This is a genomic window from Enterococcus sp. C76 (assembly GCF_040886985.1).
Classification (GTDB): domain Bacteria; phylum Bacillota; class Bacilli; order Lactobacillales; family Enterococcaceae; genus Enterococcus_B; species Enterococcus_B lactis.
This window is the reverse complement of sequence record NZ_JBFOEY010000005.1, coordinates 83,014-104,525: the sequence shown is the minus strand read 5'-3', so window position 1 is coordinate 104,525 and position 21,512 is coordinate 83,014. Positions and strand designations below refer to the sequence as shown.

At 37.9% G+C, this 21,512-nt stretch carries 21 protein-coding genes; 3 read left to right on the top strand and 18 right to left on the bottom strand.

Going from position 1 to position 21,512, the window contains the following annotated elements; translation table 11 throughout:
- Positions 1–63: 63 nt before the first annotated feature.
- The 13 genes from AB3I00_RS08185 to AB3I00_RS08125 all read right to left on the bottom strand — a co-directional run bounded on the left by AB3I00_RS08185 (position 64) and on the right by AB3I00_RS08125 (position 13,353).
- The gene (locus AB3I00_RS08185; protein ID WP_104764409.1) at positions 64–1,716 is read right to left on the bottom strand and encodes an alpha-glucosidase; all 1,653 of its coding nucleotides are present in this window, start codon (positions 1,714–1,716) and stop codon (positions 64–66) included.
- Between the two features lie 128 nt (positions 1,717–1,844).
- The gene (locus tag AB3I00_RS08180; RefSeq protein ID WP_104764410.1) at positions 1,845–4,088 is read right to left on the bottom strand and encodes an AAA family ATPase; all 2,244 of its coding nucleotides are present in this window, start codon (positions 4,086–4,088) and stop codon (positions 1,845–1,847) included.
- Positions 4,089–4,120: 32 nt separating this feature from the next.
- Positions 4,121–4,600, bottom strand: a complete 480-nt coding sequence (locus tag AB3I00_RS08175; RefSeq protein ID WP_002290778.1) for a DUF6530 family protein — start codon at positions 4,598–4,600, stop codon at positions 4,121–4,123.
- A 233-nt stretch (positions 4,601–4,833) separates the two neighbouring features.
- Positions 4,834–5,682 (bottom strand): DegV family protein, encoded by an 849-nt coding sequence (locus AB3I00_RS08170; RefSeq protein ID WP_002290771.1) that lies wholly within the window; start codon positions 5,680–5,682, stop codon positions 4,834–4,836.
- A gap of 157 nt (positions 5,683–5,839) precedes the next feature.
- Positions 5,840–7,450, bottom strand: a complete 1,611-nt coding sequence (locus tag AB3I00_RS08165) for a polysaccharide biosynthesis protein (RefSeq protein WP_002329213.1) — start codon at positions 7,448–7,450, stop codon at positions 5,840–5,842.
- A gap of 243 nt (positions 7,451–7,693) precedes the next feature.
- On the bottom strand, positions 7,694–8,011 hold the full coding sequence (locus AB3I00_RS08160) for an AzlD domain-containing protein (protein ID WP_002290769.1): 318 nt from the start codon (positions 8,009–8,011) through the stop codon (positions 7,694–7,696).
- Positions 8,004–8,783: an AzlC family ABC transporter permease gene (locus AB3I00_RS08155; protein WP_002306712.1), complete on the bottom strand. Its 780-nt coding sequence runs from the start codon at positions 8,781–8,783 to the stop codon at positions 8,004–8,006. Before AB3I00_RS08155 ends, AB3I00_RS08160 begins: the two co-directional genes overlap by 8 nt.
- Positions 8,784–8,915: 132 nt before the next feature.
- Positions 8,916–9,851, bottom strand: a complete 936-nt coding sequence (locus tag AB3I00_RS08150; RefSeq protein WP_002290766.1) for a cation diffusion facilitator family transporter — start codon at positions 9,849–9,851, stop codon at positions 8,916–8,918.
- Positions 9,852–9,925: 74 nt separating this feature from the next.
- Entirely contained in the window at positions 9,926–10,318 is a 393-nt protein-coding gene (locus AB3I00_RS08145; protein WP_368025036.1) for a DUF4430 domain-containing protein, read from the bottom strand.
- Entirely contained in the window at positions 10,299–10,817 is a 519-nt protein-coding gene (locus AB3I00_RS08140; RefSeq protein WP_368025035.1) for a hypothetical protein, read from the bottom strand. The genes AB3I00_RS08145 and AB3I00_RS08140 overlap by 20 nt, the downstream gene beginning before the upstream one ends.
- Before the next feature lie 147 nt (positions 10,818–10,964).
- A complete protein-coding gene (locus AB3I00_RS08135; RefSeq protein WP_002290763.1) occupies positions 10,965–12,038 on the bottom strand; it encodes a hypothetical protein in 1,074 nt (357 codons plus the stop codon).
- Positions 12,031–12,948 carry a hypothetical protein gene (locus tag AB3I00_RS08130; RefSeq protein WP_002290761.1) on the bottom strand — a complete coding sequence of 306 codons (918 nt, stop codon included), beginning with the start codon at positions 12,946–12,948 and terminating at the stop codon, positions 12,031–12,033. Before AB3I00_RS08130 ends, AB3I00_RS08135 begins: the two co-directional genes overlap by 8 nt.
- Positions 12,949–13,161: 213 nt before the next feature.
- Positions 13,162–13,353, bottom strand: a complete 192-nt coding sequence (locus AB3I00_RS08125; RefSeq protein ID WP_002290760.1) for a hypothetical protein — start codon at positions 13,351–13,353, stop codon at positions 13,162–13,164.
- Between the two features lie 158 nt (positions 13,354–13,511).
- Here AB3I00_RS08125 and AB3I00_RS08120 point away from each other — a divergent pair, with 158 nt between their 5' ends.
- From AB3I00_RS08120 to AB3I00_RS08110, 3 genes are all read left to right on the top strand, one after another.
- The gene (locus AB3I00_RS08120; protein ID WP_002290758.1) at positions 13,512–15,020 is read left to right on the top strand and encodes a DUF1846 domain-containing protein; all 1,509 of its coding nucleotides are present in this window, start codon (positions 13,512–13,514) and stop codon (positions 15,018–15,020) included.
- A gap of 624 nt (positions 15,021–15,644) precedes the next feature.
- The gene (locus AB3I00_RS08115) at positions 15,645–16,826 is read left to right on the top strand and encodes a NupC/NupG family nucleoside CNT transporter (protein WP_070769913.1); all 1,182 of its coding nucleotides are present in this window, start codon (positions 15,645–15,647) and stop codon (positions 16,824–16,826) included.
- Positions 16,827–16,913: 87 nt separating this feature from the next.
- Complete coding sequence (locus AB3I00_RS08110; protein ID WP_070769914.1) at positions 16,914–17,471, top strand: guanylate kinase; 558 nt, start codon at positions 16,914–16,916, stop codon at positions 17,469–17,471.
- A 192-nt stretch (positions 17,472–17,663) separates the two neighbouring features.
- On the opposite strand, the gene AB3I00_RS08105 is transcribed toward AB3I00_RS08110, so the two are convergent.
- The 5 genes from AB3I00_RS08105 to AB3I00_RS08085 form a co-directional block, all read right to left on the bottom strand.
- Entirely contained in the window at positions 17,664–18,176 is a 513-nt protein-coding gene (locus tag AB3I00_RS08105) for a GNAT family N-acetyltransferase (RefSeq protein WP_002290750.1), read from the bottom strand.
- Positions 18,177–18,182: 6 nt separating this feature from the next.
- Complete coding sequence (locus AB3I00_RS08100; protein ID WP_368025034.1) at positions 18,183–19,178, bottom strand: sce7725 family protein; 996 nt, start codon at positions 19,176–19,178, stop codon at positions 18,183–18,185.
- Positions 19,179–19,183: 5 nt separating this feature from the next.
- Positions 19,184–19,873, bottom strand: a complete 690-nt coding sequence (locus AB3I00_RS08095; protein WP_002290743.1) for a hypothetical protein — start codon at positions 19,871–19,873, stop codon at positions 19,184–19,186.
- A 123-nt stretch (positions 19,874–19,996) separates the two neighbouring features.
- The gene (locus tag AB3I00_RS08090) at positions 19,997–20,656 is read right to left on the bottom strand and encodes an amino acid ABC transporter permease (protein WP_002290742.1); all 660 of its coding nucleotides are present in this window, start codon (positions 20,654–20,656) and stop codon (positions 19,997–19,999) included.
- Positions 20,656–21,492 carry a transporter substrate-binding domain-containing protein gene (locus tag AB3I00_RS08085; RefSeq protein WP_002335720.1) on the bottom strand — a complete coding sequence of 279 codons (837 nt, stop codon included), beginning with the start codon at positions 21,490–21,492 and terminating at the stop codon, positions 20,656–20,658. Before AB3I00_RS08085 ends, AB3I00_RS08090 begins: the two co-directional genes overlap by 1 nt.
- Positions 21,493–21,512 lie beyond the last annotated feature (20 nt).

Below are 21,512 nucleotides of genomic sequence, written 5' to 3'. Positions count from 1 at the left end.
GATGGGTAAATCAGAAAAACTTCCTCGGAAAGTCCAACTATTGAACTTTAACGAGGAAGTTTTTTAATTGTTTGTTTTATACAGACAAGCTTCATAAGGTGCTAGTGTTCCTTTTTTTTCAAAGTTTCCGTTAGAAGAATTTGACAAGAGTAATGTCCATGACTGATCTGCTTCTTTTGGGAGTTCATAGTCAGCAAATGATTCTGTCAAGTTTACCATAATAAGATACTGTTCATCTTCTAAATCTCTTTCATAGACATATAGTTGTGGATGTTCATGAAGATACTCTTTAAAAGAACCGTATATCAGGCCTTTATTGATTTGTCTAATGCGGATCATGTTCTTATAGAATTGCAAGATCGAATCCGGTTCATGTTCTTGTTGTTCTACATTGATCGTTTTGGTATTTGGATTAGTGATCATCCAAGGCTCCTGTGTAGAAAAGCCAGCATATTCTTCTGAAGTCCATTGCATGGGTGTTCTGCTATTGTCTCTGGTGGTTTCACGAATAATATCCAATGCTTCTTCTCTTGTCTTATAATCCGGAAATCCAAGTAGTCTTTCATATAGTCTTTTCGAATCCACTGCATCAACTTGATCGATCGATTCAAAAGGCATATTCGTCATTCCAATTTCTTGTCCTTGATAAATAAATGGCGTTCCTTGCAAAAAGAAATACATCATAGCGATTGCTTTTGCAGACATAGCCCAAAATTCGGGACGGGTATCTCCGAACACAGAAACGGCACGAGGAACATCATGGTTTTCCATATATAAAGCGTTCCATCCGATACCATCTAGGGAAGTTTGCCAAGCACTTAATGCATGTTTTAACTTAAGGACGTCTAATTGCCCTTCTTTTTCTTGCTGCCAAATATGGATATGATCGAATTCAAAGATCATATCGAAATAACCGTCTTTTCCTACCCATTCCGGCCCTTCTTCTGCAGTGACGCCGCTTGCTTCTCCGACTGTCATGATATCGTATTCTTCGAAAACATGTTTCAAATCAGTCAAATGTTCTTCGATTCCCGAGACATTCTGAAAGGGTGAAAAAAAAGGGTTCTCTGTGGCTTTTACTGAATATTCATCTTTTTTTACATGAGAAATCGCATCTAAGCGAAATCCGTCTATCCCTTTATCTAGCCACCATCGAATCATATTGAATAGTTCTTCTTTCAATTTCTCACTTTCCCAATTTAAGTCTGGTTGTTCTTTCGCAAAGACATGCAGATAATACTGTCCTGTTTCGTGAGAATATTCCCAAGCAGAGCCGCCGAAAATCGATGTCCAATTATTTGGTTCTTTGCCATCTACTCCATCGACCCAAATGTAATAATCTCGATAAGGGCTTTCTTTGGATTTCTTCGATTCTTCAAACCATTGATGCTGATCCGAACTGTGGTTGATGACAAGATCCATAATGACTTTGATTCCCAGTTCATGTGCTTCTTTCAGCAATAAATCAAACTCTTCCATCGTCCCGAATCGCTTTTCTATGTCTTGATAGTCACTTACGTCATAACCATTATCGATAAATGGAGATTGATAGATTGGATTGATCCAGATAAATCCGATGCCAAGATCTTTCAAGTATCCAAGTTTTTCGCGGATCCCATTGATATCTCCTTGTCCATCGCCGTTGCTATCTTTGAAACTGGCCGGATAGATTTGATAGCCTACTGCTTCTTTCCACCATTTTTGTTCTTGTATCATATCGTTTCACTCCTTTAACGGTCCCTCTTGATTATAACCGATTCTATTTTAGAAGTATCCTTGTTACCGGTAACTAGAAACGAAAAGCTCAACGAATCTGCTAAGTGCGTTCGTTGAGCTTTATTTTATCATAGATAACGGGCAATCAATTGAATCATTTGCTTGGGAAATTCATTTAGGTCAGTAATATCTACAAAACGGCTTTCACCGTAGATCGACTTGATCTCTTCTTTGTCTTGACCAATAGCTGCGGAAACAAATAATATGCCTTGACGCTCGTATTCTTTCAAAACAGACTGGATGTCCTCTTTTGCTTTTTTGCCAGTATAATCTGGCAACGCTTTTGGCTGACCGTCACTAATATTAAGCAACAGTTTGGTTGTGGCGGATTGTCTGTTTAATTTTTCCGCTGCTAAACGAAGTGCCGCTCCATCACGATTGTTTTGTCTTGGTTTCATAGTGACTAATTTTTCATTTAACCATTGAAACCCGTCTTCAAATTCTTTATAAGAAAACAAAGAAGTTTTTTCTCTTGCTGAACGGTCTGCTGTATCCCCGTAAATCAACAAGGGGATATCGACTTTCTTAGCAAATTCTGCAATAGCAATCGCTGCTTTTTTTGCCGCTTCGATCCGATCATCCCGTATCATTGATCCAGATTCATCGATCCGCACAGCTACCGCTAAGGAAGGTTGCTCATGTGGCGGGTTCTTTTTGTCAAAATTTCTCAAATCACCATATGCTACTCTACTTGCGTTAAACCGCTGTCCTTCATATTTTCCCTTTTGGTACGTCTCTGTTTGTTCATTATCCAGTAATTCTAAAATTTGTCGGCTAAGTGATTCTACTATCGGCATGACTTGCATTTGTAGCTCACGTGCTTCTTGCGTTTTTCCTTGGAAAGCTGGTCGGTGAACGATGAGACCTTCTTTTTCATGAATCGTTTCCTTCATGATTTGCCGCGCTTCTTTATTTAATTGCTTCTTGATTTCCTTATCATGTGTTTCCATGTCAGAGGCAGACATTTCTTGGGAATCCTCTTCTGTTTGTTGTTGTTCCTTCTGATTTTTCCCTTCGATATCGCTCTTGCGTTCTTTTTGCATTTGAGGAGGCATCTCGTTTTTTTCTGTTGTTTTCTCTAGTCTCTCTGCTCCCTCATTTGGTTCTTCAGCAGACAGTTGTTTCTTTTCATCTAAGCGCAAAGTTTCTTCAGCATCTTCAGTGATGTTTCGTTCGTTTGCTTCTTCGGCGCTGATAGTTCTTCCTTTTGCATGCTCAGATTGAGGTTCTATTTGAGGATAGCCCCATTTTTCTTTTCTCAAAATGTCTTGAAGTTCCAATAGCAATCCACTCTCAGACAAAGCTTGCTCAAGGATCGCCAATTCATCTGGATCAGTGGATAATTTATACAAAACTTTTGGATAAATCGACTGGAGTAAATCTTGTCCTTGCTTATAGGTATTCGCCCAATAAAAATATGAACGCATTCCTGCTACACCTTTGATGGCATTTGCTTTTGCAGTTTCATCCAATAAACGGATAATCTCTGCCATCTTCATAAGGAGTTCTTGATTTTGAATCTGGGTTTTCGCCATCGCACGTTCTGCCATGACTTCTAAGGCAGGAAGATCCATTTTTTCCGCATGCTGCATCCGATCTCTTAAGGATTCATTTAAGGGTCGATTTCCTTGATAGTTTCGATTTGTGGTAATGACAATAATACAATCTGGATGGCGACGAATGATTCCTGTTGGCAAATTCAATATCCCATTGGGTTCGAGCGCTGAGTTAAGTGCCACAAGAACAGAAGCATCACGGATGACAGTCGGCTCTTGGATCTCTAATAGATATCCTTTTTCGATCGCTCGAACGATTTCAGAAGGATAATAACTATAATGGATTGCATCTGGATAATCGGCTTCGATTCTTTGAACTAACTCTGCTAATTTTTCTTTGGCAGAAAAAGAATCAATGCCGTAATGGTTCTGGATCAGTGTCAGTACAGCTTCAAGTGTATCTGTTTGGTAAATAGCTTCCAGCAATTCTTGGTCTTGTTCTTTATCGGAATCTACTACAGGTAATAAGGCGCCGAACACATCTGATTTATCCATATCTGCAAAACATGTCACTTTTGTATAGGGAAGTTGCAAATCAGCAGATAGTGCTTTTGCTAACTGTGTCTTACCCGATCCGGCGTCTCCTTCTAAAAGAACGTTACTGATTTTCATTTCAGGATCTTGCCAATTTTCTTTGATTTCAGAGGCGATCCGCCACTCTTCTGCACTTGTCCGATGGCTTTTCGGTTTCTTCCAGATCATTTGCTTTTCTAGCCGTGAAAAGGTCCGGTTTTCTGTTAGTGAGAAATTCTCCATGCTTCTCTTCCCCTTTTGATCATCTCTGTCTATTAATATCCTAACTCATCTAAAAGACGTTTTAAAATACGGAATCGTTCCCCAATCAGTTCTCCGTCTTTTTGTAGTGTATCGTAATACAAAATAATGTCTTCATCGATCTTTGGATTTTTGGTATCTACCTCGACTGTCATCCGGTTTCCCTGCAAACCAATGATGTCCACAACTGGATTTTCTGGATCATAGAATTTTTCATAACGATAAGCATCTTGAAAGTATAAACTTCCTTGTGCAGCTAAGATCGCTAAATCTAAAATACGTGTAATTGGTAATTCTTCTGATTGTCGAGACCATTTTTCTCCAGTATGTCGCCATACTTTGCCTGATATGTCGACTTTTCCACGGTCATTCCATTGAGCGAGACCCAAAGAAAGACCTTTTGCGTCCGTATTCAATGCATTTCTTCCATCAACTTTATCGTAGTCTTCTACAACGAGCACTGGTTTATGTTTTAAATTTGTAGGTATTTCCATGATTTTAATTCCTCGTCTTTCTATTTTTAGTAAATTAGTAAATCAGTAGTTTACTAATTTACTAAACTATATGCGACATTATAAATGACTGAAGAGAGAAATGCAAAGAAAAAGAGCCTGTTTGTTAGAAATACATAAAAACATCATCTTGCTCTTCTGCACGTTCATTTATCGCGTGAATAAAGAGCAAGATGATGTAGAATATTTTTGGTATGTTTTTTGAATAAAAGGAATTATTGCGCTGAAATGGCGATGCCGATGGCTTTTTCGCCTAAATGTGTACCAATGACTGGTCCAAAATGACCAACTTCGATTTCTGCATTTGGATATTTTTTCTGCAATTTCTCTTTTTCCGCAATCGCTACTTCTAAATTGTTTGCATGTATCACGTAAAGTTTGACTGGCGGTTGTATTTCGTTATTTCTTTTGCCAATGATTTCTTCAGCCCGAGCAAATGCTTTTTTACTTGAACGGATTTTTTCGAATAAAACAATTTTTCCTTCAGAAAATGTCAGGATCGGTTTGATTTTCAATAGGCTACCAATCAGTGCAGCGCCATTGGTCAATCGCCCTCCCCGTACTAAATTGTTCAAATCATCTACAATTAGATAAGCGTAAGTATTATCTCGAATTCGATCGACATGCGCAAGTATCTCATCAAGGGGCTGACCTTCATCATTTAAGTCTAAGGCAGCTTCTACCATATGTCCCATCGGCATACTAGTGATCTTAGAGTCATAAGGAATGACCGTTACTCCACTGATATCGTCTTTCATCGCAAATAAGGTGTTGACGAAACCAGAAATACCTGAAGAAAGATGGATACTTAAAATCGTGTCATACCCTTTCTCTTTCAATTCCTCATATAAAGCCAAAACTTCCCCTACGACAGGTTGTGAAGTAGTAGGAAAATCTTTACTGTTTTTTAAAAGTCCATAATATTCATCCGCTTCGATATCGATTCCTTCGTTATAAATTTTCCCATCCATAATCAAAGGGATTGGAATCACGAATAAGTCGGGATGGTTCTTGATACGTTCCGGCAGATACGCCGAACTATCTGTAACTACTGCAAGTTTCATGTGTTTAATTTCCTCGTTTCAAAGAATTTTTCCAGACCTCATAACTATATCATAAGTAAGATTAGATATGAAACTAAAATTGGAAAATAGAAAAACGACAAGCGTAATCATACGAATTGCCGTTTTTCTAGCGACAGCAAAAAGACGACTAGTTAGCCTATTCTTTGCTTCCGCTACGATGTTTAACATTTTTCAACATTCGGAACCCATTTTTTCCGAATTGAGAAAATAAAAATACTAAACCCCCAATACTTCCTAAAGCCACACAATAAACCATTGCATAACTTTTTGATTCCATTGACAATCGCTGATTCAGCAAAAAGAAAATGATAAAACATACCGCAAGCATAATCAAGGTAGATCGGAAAGTTTTTAAGAAAAAACTGCTGATTTTTGCTAAAGGTGCTATTCGGTATTCTTTGCACATAAAGTGATAACCACGAACAAAGACGATGCCGAATGCCAAGCCATTTGATAAGCTCATCCCGTATCCGCCAACTAGACCTAGTCCGATTACTTGGAAGATGACTTTCAGGATAATTGCTTCTACAGTTAGTCGAATCGCAAAACGATGGTGGTTCAGAGATTGAAGCATCGTAGACAGAATCGTGAATAAAGAGAAAAACAAAGAAGCTAACAAAGCCATTTGGAAATAACCAACACTTTCAGGATCATAACCAAAAAACAATGTGTATAATGGACCAGCTAATAAAGACATCCCGGTCAATGAAGGAAGAAGGATCAATAACGCAATCGAAAAACTGTCTCCTACTGTCTTTTCGATTTGTAAACGATCTTTTTTCTTCATTGTGCTTAGTATTGGCAAACTACTTATAGCAACTGTTCCTACCATGGAAATCAGGATCAATGTCAGTTTGTTTGGATTAACAGAAGCACGACTGAATAAGAATTCCAGTTGCTGATCTGCAATCTCTGGACGGAAAAAGTGAAGCAGTGGTTTCATCGTTACTTGGTCGATCATTTGAACGATAGTAATGACGGAGCCGACAAAAATGAACGGTAGTGTTTCCCGAATGATAGAGACAGAGGCAGATCGGTTTTCTCTTTCGAAGTAACGGCTGGAAATCAAAAAGTCTTTAAGTTCAAAGAAGTCTTTTCTGCGTCCGACGATATACATATGGATAATCGCAGCTAATCCACCAAAGAAAGAAGCAACTGTACTGATCAATACAGCTTCTAATATGGTTCCGTCAGTCAATACGCGCAAGTAATAAGTACCAGCCAAGATAACGATCACTCGTACAGCTTGTTCAATAATCAAAGAAGTTCCATAAGGTCGTAAATCGTTTTTCCCTTGGAAGTATCCTCTCATTGCACTCAAAATCGGGATAGCAACCAAAGATGGGCATAAACTTCGGATAGCTAGTATCCCGTTGTTAACGTTAGCGATTGGACTGATTCCGGCTAATAAAGGAGCAAATAAATACATCAACGCAGCAGAGGCGATACCGATGACGAACATGATATTGATCGTACTTCGAAAAATCAGCCGACAAGCAGCGTTATCTCCTTCTTTTGTTGCTACAGCTACTTTTTTTGCAATCGCATTTGGAAATCCGACTGTACCAAGCATCAGGAACAATCCATATGGAAGATAGCCAACATTGTATAATGTCGTAGCAAGCATACCATCTTGATTGTTCCCCATCATACTTAGCCAGGGAATCAAATAGACTACCCCTAAAACTTTACATAGAAGATTAGCAAAGGTTAGCCAAAATGTTCCTTGCATCAATTTTTTATTCATCTAATTTCCCTCAACTATTCTTTCATAAAATAAACATCTTCCCTATTATAGCAAAAAAACATAGAAGGACAAATCCCTCTTTAATTCTTAAAACAAAAAAGAGCTTGCATCATAAGTCAACACTAATCTTTTTCTCCGAATAAATGAACTTGCATCCACAATTGGCTGATGCAAATGCAGTTTGGATAGATCAGTTTGAACAACTTATGTCGCAATCTCTGTTTTTTTAGGGAATAAAACAGTTTAAAGCATGGACAGTAAAAAGACAGACGCAAGTCCTGTCAAAACTGACAATGCCATCGAACGTGTTTTGTAAGCCACACCTGCTACTAGAATCATTGCAGCTATTTTGATATTCCAAGCAATATCCAGATGTTCATGAGTAATGAAGACATCTTTGAAAGCTAACGCCGCAAACAATGCTACTGGTACATACTTCATCCAGTCACTAAACCAAGATGGCACTTTTCGATGAGTAAAATAAAGCATCGGGAACAAGCGCGGAATATACGCAACGATGAACAGACAAGCAACTAAAAACAGCAAATATAGTTTAGTCATGATGGTTGGCCTCCTGTTCCGGGAAGTTGAAGAGCGGTTCATTGACATCTTTGCCGCGATCCCTTAGTTTCTTGGCTTTTTCTTTTTTAAATGCCTTCTCCAACATAAATCCGGCAAATGAAGCAATAACAGTAGCTGCAATCAAGCCGAATGTGTTTTGGAATAATACCATGAAGATCACCCCTAATACACCTGAAAACAAACCTGTAAAGATCAGTAGTGCGTTTTTCATTTGCATGACAAACATAAATATGAACATAGCAGTCAAAGCAAAATGGACAAGGTCAGCATCTACTCGAATCACCGAGCCAAAAAAATTACCGATCATGTTGCTACCGGCCCATGCAGCCATTGAGAACCAATTGACATATAAAGCCTTTCTTTTGTTCCAAGAGGGGTCAGTTGAGAACTTTAAGTAGTTCACCGCATAGTTTTCATCATTCAGGGATTGAGAAAAGACAGCTAAAAACGTCCGCTTTTCTTTTTTCATAAAACCGGCAAGACTTGCTCCTAATAATGTATAGCGTAATTCTAAAAAGAAAACCATCAATAATGTCGTTGCAAATGATGCTTGCGTCGTAAGCATAGATGCAACTAAAAACTGCGCGCCGCCGGAAAAGACCAGAATCGATAACAGCCCTGATAAGAGAGGATCAAATCCAACTTTTTGCAACAATACTCCGCAAGCTAATCCCACTGGTATATAGCTTATACAAAGCGGCATCACTGCATGCAAAGCTTGAAGCCATGGCGCACTTTTCTTTTTGTTCATTAAAATATCTCCTTTAATTACAACAAATAAACAGCGGACTCATTGTAACATAAATTCGCTAAATTGTAGCCGTTTTATTTAAAAACAAGATTATATTTTTCTCATTTTTGCTTCAATTCATGAACATACGTTTTATTTGTGAGAATAATTTGGGTCATATTTATCTGTTTCAATGTATATATACATCTTCTTGTCAGGAAGAGACTGACGCATATTTTTTTCAATATCATTGATGATCGAATACGTTTCATTTTCTTTGTTTCCAACAATATCTGCTTTTGCAGCGACTAAAATTTCCGTTGGACTTAAATGAACGGTTTTGATATCAATTAGCCGACTGATCTCAGGTCGTTCAAAGGCTAACTTGATTTTTGATAAATCGCTTGCTGTCACACTTTCACCAATGATCAGACTATAAAATTCTTTTGCTAGGAAAATCGCAGCTCCCATCAGTAAGAAACCGATCAGTAATCCGCTGATAGCATCAAATGCAGCAATCCCGGTTGCATAAGTCAAGATTGTTCCCGCTAAAGCCAAGACCAAACCGATTACAGCACACAAGTCTTCCGTAAATATAATCAGTATTTCACTATGTCGACTTTCGCGCAAAAAGCGCATCGTGGAAAGATTTTCAGTATTCAATTCTTTGATTTCCTTCATTGCGACACGCAAAGAACTTCCTTCGATTACCAAACCAAATAACAAAATGGCAATGACAATGATTGGATTACCAACTTCATGGGATGGATGCGTCAATTTTTCAAAAGCTTCCATCACCCCTAGTGCTCCCCCACCGAAGAAAAGCATCATTGCGACGATCGTACTAAAAAAGTATTTTGCTCGGCCTTCACCAAATTGATGCAAGTCGCTCTGACCTTTATTAGCTTGTTTATCGCCAAATAGCAGCAAAATCTGATTACTACAATCAACGATACTATGGATGCTTTCATTCAGCATGGCGGCACTGCCACTGATTGCATAGCCGACAAATTTGCTGATAGCAACTAGAATATTAGCTCCTAGAGCAGCAATTACGGAAAACATTCCGCTTTTTTTAAAATTTTCCATATTCTTTTCCTTCTTTCATCAAGTGAACTGACTAAAGAGCAGCAATATCCGCCCTTTAACAGTTTTTATGAAACTTATAATTTAGATAAATTGAAAATGACCGATTGTCCATTGTTCAATTCGATCTCTTTTGCCCCAGTAGTAGCACTTTTCCCATCCACAGTAAACATCCAATAGGTTTGATTCTTTTCATCCTGAGAATGCCCTTCAAGCGAAGTGATGAAGCCATCATTTTCCTCGACTTCAAAATTTTGTTTCAAAATAGTCAGCAAAGTTTCTCCTCTTTTGAAAGTCACTTCTTTTTTCAAAAAGTTTTGACCATTTTCTTGTAACGTGATCGTTGCTTTTTGCGATGTTTTTACTTCCTCCTTTTGGTTGGAAGTCGATGGTGTGTTGGTTGTACTACAACTTGTCAACATGAGTACACTGACACTCATTGCAAGCAGACTATAAATTATTTTTTTCATTTTTTCCTCCTGAATGATTGTAAAAACGTTTGACGACTGGCAGAAAAACAAGGAAGAACACAACATTACCTATACTGTGCATCAGATCAAACGATACCCCTTGAAGGTAATAGACCCAAGGTTGAGGTAAATGATAGAGCAGCGTATCGAAAACAGTCATCCCTATTCCATAAACTATACCTGCTAGAAAAAAGCAGGTTCCTTTTAACCAGAGATACCTTCGGATTGTTCTTCTCGAGCAGAAAATTGAAAACAACGCCAGAACGACGGTATAGCTGAGCCACTGACCGAAGACCCATGGACCCACACCAAAATAAAAACTGTTGATTGCGATAGAAAGACTCATGACAATTAGCGCATCTTTCAAGCTTAAGTAAAGAACTATAAACAAAAAAATAGCAGTCATTGGCTGGAAATTCGGAATAAATTGAAAAGCGATCCTACCTGCTACACAAGCAGCAGACAATAAGCTAAGCTGGGCGATTTTATTTGTGGACATTCTTGATGTAACTCCTCCTTCACCAGCAGATGATTCACGTTCATTCAGTACATACAGAAAAGACTTGTGACAATTATTCTGGATAACTGCCGCAAGTCCTTTGGAACAGAATTATCTGAATGACCTCTGGTAATCCAACTTATCCAATCAGGACTTTCTCACCATTAACGGAACCAAGAATTCGTAATTGATAAAGAAATCAATGACGGATCGTGGGTAATCTCCAGATGAGATCGACAAGACCGTTTGATCTTTTTCGTTTGTTGCTATCGTTAAAGACTGTCCTTTATCTAATCGTACTTGATAAGTAGTTTCGTTGATCTTTTCCATATCATAGGATGGATTTTTCATCGCCACGATAAAAATATCATCCAATACTTCATTCGTCAATTCAAATTCGCTCTGAAGGTTCAAACGAAGTGGCTTCGTATTGTCTAGTAGTGTCTGATTAACTGTAAAACCAAGTGTTCTAGCGTGGGCTAATAATTGATTCAATTTGTGATTGAAAATCGTGATCTGTCCTGCTGAGAATACTCGATCAACTGACCAGTATCGGATCAAAGAAAGCACTCGATCATCTTGGACATCGATTTCCATCGTCTCTGGTGATACATTTAGAAGACTCATCGATTCCACTTGGTATCGTTGATCGATGGTCGGTAATACAAAGGAAAAGACTAATTCGTTTTGTCCATTCAACGTATAATTGATAGAGAAATGTCTTGTTTTCCATGTGTCATAAGCTGAATTTGATCGTTCCAGACCAATATCATTCAACGGTTTCAGTAATTCATATGTGAAGTATTCGATCAGACTTGTCTTTCCAATCGTTGAGATCGGTTCTTCATTCAATATAAAGCGGTCATATGATTCTAATAATTCGGGAAAATCTGATTCAATCAAATATTTTCTCATACGTAAATCCGCTAATTCTGCTTCCGCTGTTTCAATCAAACTGACGATATCTTGATGATCTTGCTCTTTTCCTTCTAAATACCCGGGATTTTCAGATACTTCATAAGCATGCGTGTTTTCTGAAGTATCCGTATTCGTCGGAGTTACTTTTTCTTTTTCATGGATTTTTGTTTCTTCTGGCATAGGGACTTCTTCTGTGTCATCCAGTGGCTTACTTGTTTGTTCCTCTAATGAAGTGTTCGTTTCTTCATGATCTTCTGTCTGTGCTTCATTTTTTGTCCATTCTGCTTCATCGTGTTCATTCATACTCGGAACCTCCTTCATTAGATTGATTATTAGGATTTTCATTACCAAGATAATTCATCAAGAATTCATGGATTGCTTGACCAAACCCCTCTTTGCTACCGAAATAGCGACTGATTTGCCGTTGCTCTTTTTCTACGATGGCTGCGCGAAGTTGGTCCGCTCTTGCTTCTTGTTTCAATGCTTCTTTTTGCTGCTGGATTGTTTCAGGTGTCTCGATATAAGGAAGCCAGCCTAATTTTTCATTAGATAGCACTTGCTTCTTCTTCTCTAATTCTTGAATTTCTTCCTCGATTTTCTTACGATTCAAGAATCCTTTATTATCGTCCAAATCAGTCATCTGCCGATTGATTTCTTTTATCTGTTCGTCTAGACGTTCGATCTCTGTCTGGGCTGTGATCACCTTCGCGTCTAGCTCATTGATTTTTTTGTCATAGTCCGTTGTCTCCGGTTGGGAATATTTCTCCCACTCTTCATCGATCCTAGGCAAAACAAAAATTTCTGGCAAACTTGCATCGATACCAATTGTAGGGCGATCATGGTAATAAGTGCCGATTTTGTAATAGCTCATCGTTGGTGAGATGCTTTCTACTTGTTCCATAAAAGGAAATTCTTGCAAAAAACGATCATGGATCTTACGCATCAGCAATTGGTCAATCTCGTGATTTTCATTTGAGCTTCGTTTTAATTCTTCGTTCAATCGGCCGTTGTACAAACGGTAGATCTCAGGAATATCTTCTTCGCGGACAGCTTTTTCAAAAGCCTGTAAATCTTCTAATAATTGGGAAAGATTCATGCTTGCTTTTTCTTTGATATCATAAAAAGAAGACGATTCTTTTGCTGTATCCTGATTCGTGCTCGTCTCCTCTAGTTCGCCTTGCTCATAATTTGTGTTTGTATCTGGCTCTTTCATACTACTTGCCTCCTCTTACTCATCTGATTTTCACTTATTAATACTTCAATAGTACCATTTTCTGTAAAAAATTGTTATAAAAAAGAGCGGGCAATGCTCCATAAAACAGGCTGCACCAAAATTTGGCACAGCCTTTTTTTCGATCAACTAGTCTTTGATATCTGATTCATCTGATAGGACAGAATCGAATGCAATGACTTTTATCATATTCTTTTATTTACTAGGCAGATCTCTTGTTGTGAAATGAATGCGCTGATGGTCATCACGAGTTAGTTGCGTTTCTTCGTTTAAATAAGTAAACGTCAATTGTTCTAATTCGGGATCTTCAAGCATTTTTTCATAACCGGTAAAAATCGAACGGATATAGTGTTTATATGCGTTTTTCTTTTTCTGTCTTTTTTTCATGTAGCACCTTCCTTATCAAAAACTATCATACCAATGAATAACTATCTAGACAAGTTGGTTTAAACCATTTTCTTTGTTTTTTTGAGGAATTTTGCTCTTCCAGTTGACGAATCCAAAAAAAAATGAAAAAATGCTTTAGTACTTAAGGAGGGAACCCAGTGAAAAAAATTGGTTTTGATTCAGAGAAATATATTGAAGAGCAGTCCGCGTATATTTTGGAACGAGTGAACCACTATGATAAGTTATATTTGGAATTTGGTGGAAAGCTAGTGGATGACAAACATGCAAAACGTGTACTTCCAGGATTTGAAGAAGATGCGAAAATCAAACTGCTACAAAAATTAAAAGATCAGGCTGAAATACTGATTTGCGTCTATGCCGGAGACATTGAACGTAATAAGATCCGCGGTGATTATGGGATTACTTATGATATGGATATCTTGCGGCTGATTGATGAATTACGTGGTTATGGATTATTGATCAACAGTGTCGTTATCACTCGCTATAGCGGCCAGCCTGCCACGAAAGTCTTTATCAATAAACTAGAAAGACGAAATATCAAAGTCTATAAACATTCAGAAATCGAAGACTATCCAGTCAACGTAGAAAAAATCGTTTCAGAAGATGGGTTTGGGAAAAACGAATACATTGAAACAACTAAACCAATCGTTGTAGTGACAGCTCCTGGACCAGGAAGCGGAAAACTCGCTACTTGTTTGAACCAACTGTATCATGAAAGCCAAAAAGGACATGCGGCTGGTTACTCCAAGTTCGAAACTTTTCCAGTATGGAACGTTCCGTTGAAACATCCATTGAACATTGCCTATGAAGCAGCCACAGTCGATTTGAAGGATGTCAATATGATCGATTCCTTCCACTTTGACGCCTACAATAAAGTAGCTGTAAATTATAATCGAGATGTTGAAACCTTCCCTGTAATCAAACGTATTATTGAAAAAATTACTGGTAAAGAATCTGTTTATCAATCTCCTACTGACATGGGTGTGAATCGTGTAGGATTTGGTATCGTGGATGATGCGGTTGTCCAAGAAGCTTCTAAACAAGAAATCATCCGCCGCTATTTCCAAACAGAGTGTGACTTCAAAAAAGGATTGATTGACGAAGAAGCAGTTAATCGAATCAAACTGATTATGGAAGAAGTCGGATTACGCCCTGAAGACCGAAACGTTGTCGTTCCTGCCCATGATTATGCAGATAAAATTCAAGCACAAAGTCCTACAAAAGATCCTTCTGCTGTGATTGCCATCGAATTACCAGACGAAGTCATTATTACCGGACGTACAAGCTCATTGATGGATGCGTCAGCGGCAGTCATCTTAAATGCAGTAAAACATTTAGCGCATATTGCAGATGACATTCCTTTATTATCACCATTAGTTCTTGAAACAATACAAGGATTGAAGTCAAAGACACTTCATTCCTCTTTGGATGCACTAAGCATCAATGAGGTCTTGATCGCTTTATCAATCAGTGCAGTAACGAATCCAATCGCTCAAGTTGCTTATGATAAACTAGCTGAACTTGAGGGAGCGCAAGCCCACTCCACTGTGATGGTCAATAAAAATGATGAACAAACATTGAAAAAACTAGGAATCGATATTACTTGCGCACCTGTCTACCCTTCAGAAAATCTATACTACCAATAGAAAAAGTTTACTTATAAAGTTTGAAAACGAAACTATTAGCATTAGCTTAAACAATAGTTTCGTTTTCTTTTTTTAATAGCATAAATAACATTGACGCTATCAATAATGTCTTTATTTGTTTATTCATTTCCGACTTTCCTCCTCTATTCTTAGGACCTGTTGAAATTCTGCAGGAGATACCTCTAAAATTCCTCCTCCATAGTAAACAGTAATCTTGTCTCCTATCTGAAACCCATCATTTTTTTAACGGAAACACTAAATATCTGTCATTTTATTTTTTTTAGAATAGAAAAACATTTAATTCCTACAAGAATACTGCCGATAATAAAAAAATTTTTTTCATAACGACTTCCTTCATACATCAGAAAATATATTTCATACCCATTAATTATCAAAAACCTCTTAATTAGTCCTTTAATAGTCTTTTGGAAAGTAAAAAAAACAATGGAATATCAGTTTTTTTAGCGTCTTTTATCTGTTTTTTCAATTTATTTTGGTTGCTTTGTATTCTAATGGAAAATGAATGCGTTTTACTCTAAAAAAGTAATGAAAATTTCACTAAAGATTAGTATTTTATTTACAAAACAGGTAAAATAAAACGGAATTTGGAATAGGAGTGATTATTTGAGTTATTTATTAGGTATTATTGGTTTATTTGTCACATTAGGTCTTGCTTATTTGATTAGTAGCAACAAAAAAGCAATCAAATTGAAACCACTAATTGTGATGTTCGTTTTACAGCTTGTTCTTGGTTTCGTATTATTACGTACAACTTTTGGTACAGCGGTTGTTTCTGTATTGGCAAAAATGTTTGATCATCTTCTTGCTTTTGCTGGGCAGGGTGTTGACTTTGTTTTTGCCGGTGTAGCAAATAAAGGAAGTGCACCTTTCTTTCTTTCCGTATTGATGCCAATCGTATTTATTTCTGCTATTATCGGGATTTTACGTTACATCAAAATTCTTCCATTGTTTATGAAAGCCGTTGGTCTTGGGTTAAGCAAAATCAACGGAATGGGCAAATTAGAATCCTACAATGGAGTAGCTTCTGCTATTTTAGGGCAATCGGAAGTATTTATTTCCATAAAGAAGGAATTACCTTTCTTATCTGAGAAACGTTTATTCACCATGAGTGTCTCGGCTATGTCTACAGTTTCTATGTCAATCGTCGGATCTTATATGGCACTAATCGATTCTAAATATGTGATCACTGCCCTTGTTTTGAATTTATTTGGCGGATATATTCTGGCTTCGATTGTGAATCCCTATGTATTAGAAGAAAAAGAAGACGAACTAATTATTGAAGAAAACAAAGAACAGACCTTTTTCCAAATGTTGGGAGAATACATTCTTGATGGTTTCCATGTGGCAATCACGGTTGCTGCTATGCTTATCGGATTCGTTGCCTTGATTGCCATGATCAATGCTATCTTTCACGGGATATTCGGTATTACTTTCCAAGAAATCTTAGGTTATATCTTTGCCCCTCTTGCCTTCATCAGTGGAATCCCATGGAAAGAAGCAGTGGATGCTGGTAGTATCATGGCGACTAAATTGGTTACAAATGAATTTGTTGCTATGACAGAATTAGCTAACGGTCATTTCCAGTTTACTGAACGCACAACAGCGATCATATCTGTTTTCCTTGTTTCATTTGCCAACTTCTCTTCTATCGGGATCATTTCCGGTGCGATGAAGGGGTTAAACGAAGAAAAAGGAAATCTTGTTGCAAAACATGGGTTGAAGATCTTGTTAACAGCGACTTTAGTCAGCTTTTTAAGTGCTATTGTGACTGGATTACTGGTATAATAAACAAAAAAGCAATGTTGCTTTCAAAAGCTTTGGAAATATTTCCAAAGCTTTTTCAGTTGCTCAAATATCAAAGGAGAAATGATGATGAATTATTGCTATGTGTTTATCGGTCCTTCTGGTTCTGGGAAAACTTCACTCGCAGAAGCTGTTTTTCAGCCGGAACAAAAGATCATTACTTACACGAATCGATCACCAAGACCTGGAGAAAAAGATCAAGAGGATTATTATTTTGTATCTGACGATACATTCAATCAGATGATCAAGCGAGACGAATTTGCAGAGTGGGATCAATATGCTCAACATAAATATGGTTCCAGCAAAGCAGAGATTACCAAAAAACTGAAGGAAGGAAATTGTTATGCCGTTTTGACGGCAAATGGTTTTTGGCATTTATACGAGTATTTTGGCACGGTAGTCCGTCCGATCTTTATTACGATTTCTAAAGAAACATTACAATCGCACCTGAAAAAGCGTGGAGATTCACCCGAACAGATTTCGGCCAGAATGGCAGTTTATGCGGAAGACTTAGCTCAACTGAAACGGTTGGCAGCTATTCCCACACTTTTAGTCGTGTCAAACGATGGAGCGTTCCAAGAAGCAGCAGATAAAATAAAAAAAGGATTATTGATAGAAACAGATTAACAAAATATCCATAAGATAAGCTGAGAGGCCGCGACAAAAATGGTGTCACGACCTCTCGTTGAACGGTGTTTCAGAAGTAGCTTCTTCGAAAATTATTTCTTGAAGCTCACCACTACTGTCCCACCCTCTTAGCGATCAGCTAGTTGTTTTTCGTATTATTAAGTCTTCATCCTTGTGAAGATGCTTTTATACTCACTTGATTATTTTTTGATACGCTTTTCTTTCACCATGTTCAAAAGGGAATTCAATCATCCCTTGATAAGTGAATCCAGCAGAATAGATGGTCTTTTCCATCGGTTCATTAGCTGGATAAGTATCGATACGGACATCTTGAATATCTTTGCTGGCTGCAATCGTCAACAAATGTTCTAAGAACGGTTTTGCTAGTTTTTTTCCTCGAGTACTTTCTGCTAAAGCAACACGATGAATCGATAAATAAGGACCAGTTGATTTTTTCCAACTACCATCTATTTTTGTGTAAACGGGATCCACGCCTGAAACTAATGCAGCTGTTCCAACAATTTGATCTTCGACTATTAATACATAGCTTTCTTTTCTTTCAATATCGTTCAAAATCGTTTCTTTTGTTGGTTTCTGCCCGTTCTGCCATTGGGGAGAGCCTTGCGAAGCAATAAATTCCGCTGCAGCATCAATAATTTTTACCACTTCTTCTACTTCTTCTTTTCTTGTTAGCCGAATATACACATCCAGTTACCTCTTTTCTGTTTCTTTTTCATTTATATTCTCTAATTCTTGGATCACTTCATACAGTTCAGGAACTTTTGAATAACTTCTAAGCCAATTTTTTGGATGATCCAGTAGTTGACTGATAAGTTCCAAATGATGCATTAGCGACCATTTTTTCAATACTCCGAGTCCTGGAAATTTTTGTTGCTGGTAGAGAGCCAGTAATTCAATCATTCCTGAAGTAATCAAGAGCTGATGATGGTGACGCATGATCCATTTTTTCATTTTATCTCCTGCTTCAAGAAACTTCAATGCTTGATCTTTAGCGGAATCATTACTGTCAGAGACAAAATGCTTTACGCGGATATTACCGTAAGCATCGATATACGTTAGATGGATAGCAAGCGCTCGGCTAGGAAACCCTTTATCGAAATAATGGCTGCCTTCGATCGTGAAATCAGAAAATCCACTATATCCGTCTTCGTGGAAAAAAAGATAGTCATCGCTAAAAAAGTCGTCCGTTTTATCTGCATAACTTTCAACATGCTTTCTCGTTTGAAAAGAGTCACGGATCACAATTTTGTTTTCGGGCAGCCAGATGCGAAAGCGACTAGCATCTGGTATCAAGAATTTCGAATCGACTCCTGCCAGCTGTTTCCATACCTCTGCGTCTTTTGGGTAGTGTTGTCCATCGAAAATCAGAAACGTTGGAGGTGAATCCAGTACGTCGTTAAGATTTTCTGGCGTTAAAATCTGTGCAGAGACGACAGAGCTATGTTCCTTGACTGTCCAACTGTGCACATGCTGATCGAATAATTTAAATTGTCCTACTTGGGGATTTTGGATCACAGCGATTGGATGGTGCTTTTTTTGAAATAATTCGATCACGTTTTTAAGCGTAGCGGAATCACGTACTGGTTCGATCACCGGTTGGATTTTATTGGAGAGCAATCCTCGCGACAATGCTTCTTTTAATGCTAATAGGTCAAATTGTTTTCCTCTTAAATAAGGGTAGTACATATTTTTCACTCCAATGGCTCTGTGGGCAACCGCCGGATCTGCTGTTGTTGCCTTAAGTATTCATAATCATGTTGAAGCGCAGCAACTTCTTCTTGCAACTCATTGATTGCCTGACTAGCTATTTCCTCTAAAAACCGTTCATAATATCGTTCGTTAGAAAATGGATCTTGGTTTTCTGAACGTCTTTTCAATTCTTTGTACAATTGATCTGTTGGAAAATATTTTACGCCTCGCTCCATTTGCTTTGCTTTTCTTACTTCTCTGAATAAAGAAGCCATAAAACGGTTTGTCAAAGCTTCTTCCGGTACAGCAAGCTCCTTCTTTGCTGCTTTTTTCGCAATCATAAATGTACCAGATGCAGGCATTTCCTCTTCGATCGTGTACGGGCGATATACTAGTACACCTATTCCTGTAGGGATCTCTGTTTTCACTTCTTCATATAGTTTACTTGGCAAAACAAAATAATTATAATGCCCTACAAATGACAGTTTGGCTGTAGAACGAAAATCTGCTTTTGTCACTTTCAGCTCATAGCATCGCCATTCTCGGCTTCCATCAAATTTTGTCAAGCAGCTAAGCGTATCTACAATTCCTTGGTCATCAGGCATCGTGACTTCTTCTACGACTAAGCCGCCCTGCTCGATGCAATATTGGTATAATGAGGATTCTATTTCGATGGTTAGCGGGGTCTTCATGTTTTTACCTCCGAACATATTTTCGTCTTACATTTTACATGAAATGATTTTAAAATACTAGACAGAATACACAAGAAACAAAAATAGAAATGATGCTTGCCGCGCTAGCACCATTTCTATTTTTCAGATTGACTGATGGACGGAACGTTTTTCTAAATACTGTTGCACTTTTTCGATCCCGATACAAATGACCCAATAAATCAGTGCAACTAAAATATAGAGAGAAAAATAATCGAAAGTCCGACCACCTATGATCTTTGCTTTTTGAAATATTTCTGGCACTGTGATCGTTGCCGCTAACGAGGTACCTTTCACTAAATCCATAGCTACGTTACTGAGTGCCGGTACCGAGATTCGAAAGGCTTGCGGTAAAACGATATATTTCAATACCCCAAAGAAAGAAAAACCGGAAGCTAAACCAGCGTCCCACTGACCTGAAGAAACGCCTGCTAGTGATCCTCGATAGATTTCACCAATAAATGCACTGCTGGTAATCGTAAAGCAGATGACTGAAGCCGTTAAGGCACTTAATTGATAAGGTAACCCGAAATATAGCAAGAACAGCAAGACTAGTGCGGGAATACCTCTAAAGAACGATAAATAAAAACGAATAAATACATTCAGAGGTAGCCAATCCAAAAGACCTAGAACTGTCAAAAGCAACCCTACCAAGTTTCCTAAAACAAAAGACACGAAGCCGATCCCTAATGTGTATACCAAGCCTTGCAGTACGAAAGGAAGTGAAGTCCACATGAGGGAAAAATCAATGAGAGGAAAGTACATCAATCACTCACCGACTCAGTCATCGTTTCTTTCGGTTTGACTGAAACATCAGTTTGAAAATATTTTTCAGATATTTTCTTTGTCGTCCCGTCTTCTTTCATCTCTTTTAATACGCCATCGATTTTCTTTTTCAGAGCATCATTTCCTTCTTTCAATAAAAAACCACTTTCGTTTTCATTGAAATAAACGTTCTCCAAGATTTTTACGGGGATATCTGGTAAAGCAGATACGGCCATTTTCTGTAAATAATAATCATTTAAAATAACGTCTGTTCGACCGTTTGCTACATCGCTTAAATATTGATCATTCGTGGCGTTATCGTAAGTGACTAATTTAGCTCCGTATTTTTCCGCTAAACGCATATAGCTAGTATTGGGTTCGCCAGCTGCTTTTTTTCCTTTAAGATCATCAAGTGAGTGGATTCCTGAATCATCTTTTTTTCGTACGATCATACTGTCAAATGAATATTTGAAAGGCTCTGAAAGGGAGAATTTTTTTTCTCTTTCTTTTGTGATACCAAAATCGTTCGCAGCAAAATCTGATTCTCCTTTTGAAACAGAAGTGATTTGTCCATCCACATTGTATTCTTTAAAGGAGATTTTGACATTTAAACGTTTGGCTACCTCTTTCGCCAAGTCTACGTCATAACCAACTAATTCATTTTGATCATTATAATAAGAAGCGGGAAATAGTGTGCCAGAAGTTGCTACTACCAATTCTTTCTTTTTTTCCACATTACTCCAGCTGTGATCTTCTTGGTTAGCGGCAGCTGTACCGCAAGCGCTTAAAATAAAAAAGGCGCTAGTTATTAGAGCAAACAATCTTTTTTTCTTCATTTTTTCTTCTCCTTGTTTCT

Coding starts and splice junctions, on each gene's coding strand:
- AB3I00_RS08185 (WP_104764409.1), bottom strand. CDS start 1,716: ATGATACAAGAACAAAAATGGTGGAAAGAAGCAGTAGGCTATCAAATC.
- AB3I00_RS08180 (WP_104764410.1), bottom strand. CDS start 4,088: ATGGAGAATTTCTCACTAACAGAAAACCGGACCTTTTCACGGCTAGAA.
- AB3I00_RS08175 (WP_002290778.1), bottom strand. CDS start 4,600: ATGGAAATACCTACAAATTTAAAACATAAACCAGTGCTCGTTGTAGAA.
- AB3I00_RS08170 (WP_002290771.1), bottom strand. CDS start 5,682: ATGAAACTTGCAGTAGTTACAGATAGTTCGGCGTATCTGCCGGAACGT.
- AB3I00_RS08165 (WP_002329213.1), bottom strand. CDS start 7,450: ATGAATAAAAAATTGATGCAAGGAACATTTTGGCTAACCTTTGCTAAT.
- AB3I00_RS08160 (WP_002290769.1), bottom strand. CDS start 8,011: ATGACTAAACTATATTTGCTGTTTTTAGTTGCTTGTCTGTTCATCGTT.
- AB3I00_RS08155 (WP_002306712.1), bottom strand. CDS start 8,783: ATGAACAAAAAGAAAAGTGCGCCATGGCTTCAAGCTTTGCATGCAGTG.
- AB3I00_RS08150 (WP_002290766.1), bottom strand. CDS start 9,851: ATGGAAAATTTTAAAAAAAGCGGAATGTTTTCCGTAATTGCTGCTCTA.
- AB3I00_RS08145 (WP_368025036.1), bottom strand. CDS start 10,318: ATGAAAAAAATAATTTATAGTCTGCTTGCAATGAGTGTCAGTGTACTC.
- AB3I00_RS08140 (WP_368025035.1), bottom strand. CDS start 10,817: ATGTCCACAAATAAAATCGCCCAGCTTAGCTTATTGTCTGCTGCTTGT.
- AB3I00_RS08135 (WP_002290763.1), bottom strand. CDS start 12,038: ATGAATGAACACGATGAAGCAGAATGGACAAAAAATGAAGCACAGACA.
- AB3I00_RS08130 (WP_002290761.1), bottom strand. CDS start 12,948: ATGAAAGAGCCAGATACAAACACAAATTATGAGCAAGGCGAACTAGAG.
- AB3I00_RS08125 (WP_002290760.1), bottom strand. CDS start 13,353: ATGAAAAAAAGACAGAAAAAGAAAAACGCATATAAACACTATATCCGT.
- AB3I00_RS08110 (WP_070769914.1), top strand. CDS start 16,914: ATGAATTATTGCTATGTGTTTATCGGTCCTTCTGGTTCTGGGAAAACT.
- AB3I00_RS08100 (WP_368025034.1), bottom strand. CDS start 19,178: ATGTACTACCCTTATTTAAGAGGAAAACAATTTGACCTATTAGCATTA.
- AB3I00_RS08095 (WP_002290743.1), bottom strand. CDS start 19,873: ATGAAGACCCCGCTAACCATCGAAATAGAATCCTCATTATACCAATAT.
- AB3I00_RS08090 (WP_002290742.1), bottom strand. CDS start 20,656: ATGTACTTTCCTCTCATTGATTTTTCCCTCATGTGGACTTCACTTCCT.
- AB3I00_RS08085 (WP_002335720.1), bottom strand. CDS start 21,492: ATGAAGAAAAAAAGATTGTTTGCTCTAATAACTAGCGCCTTTTTTATT.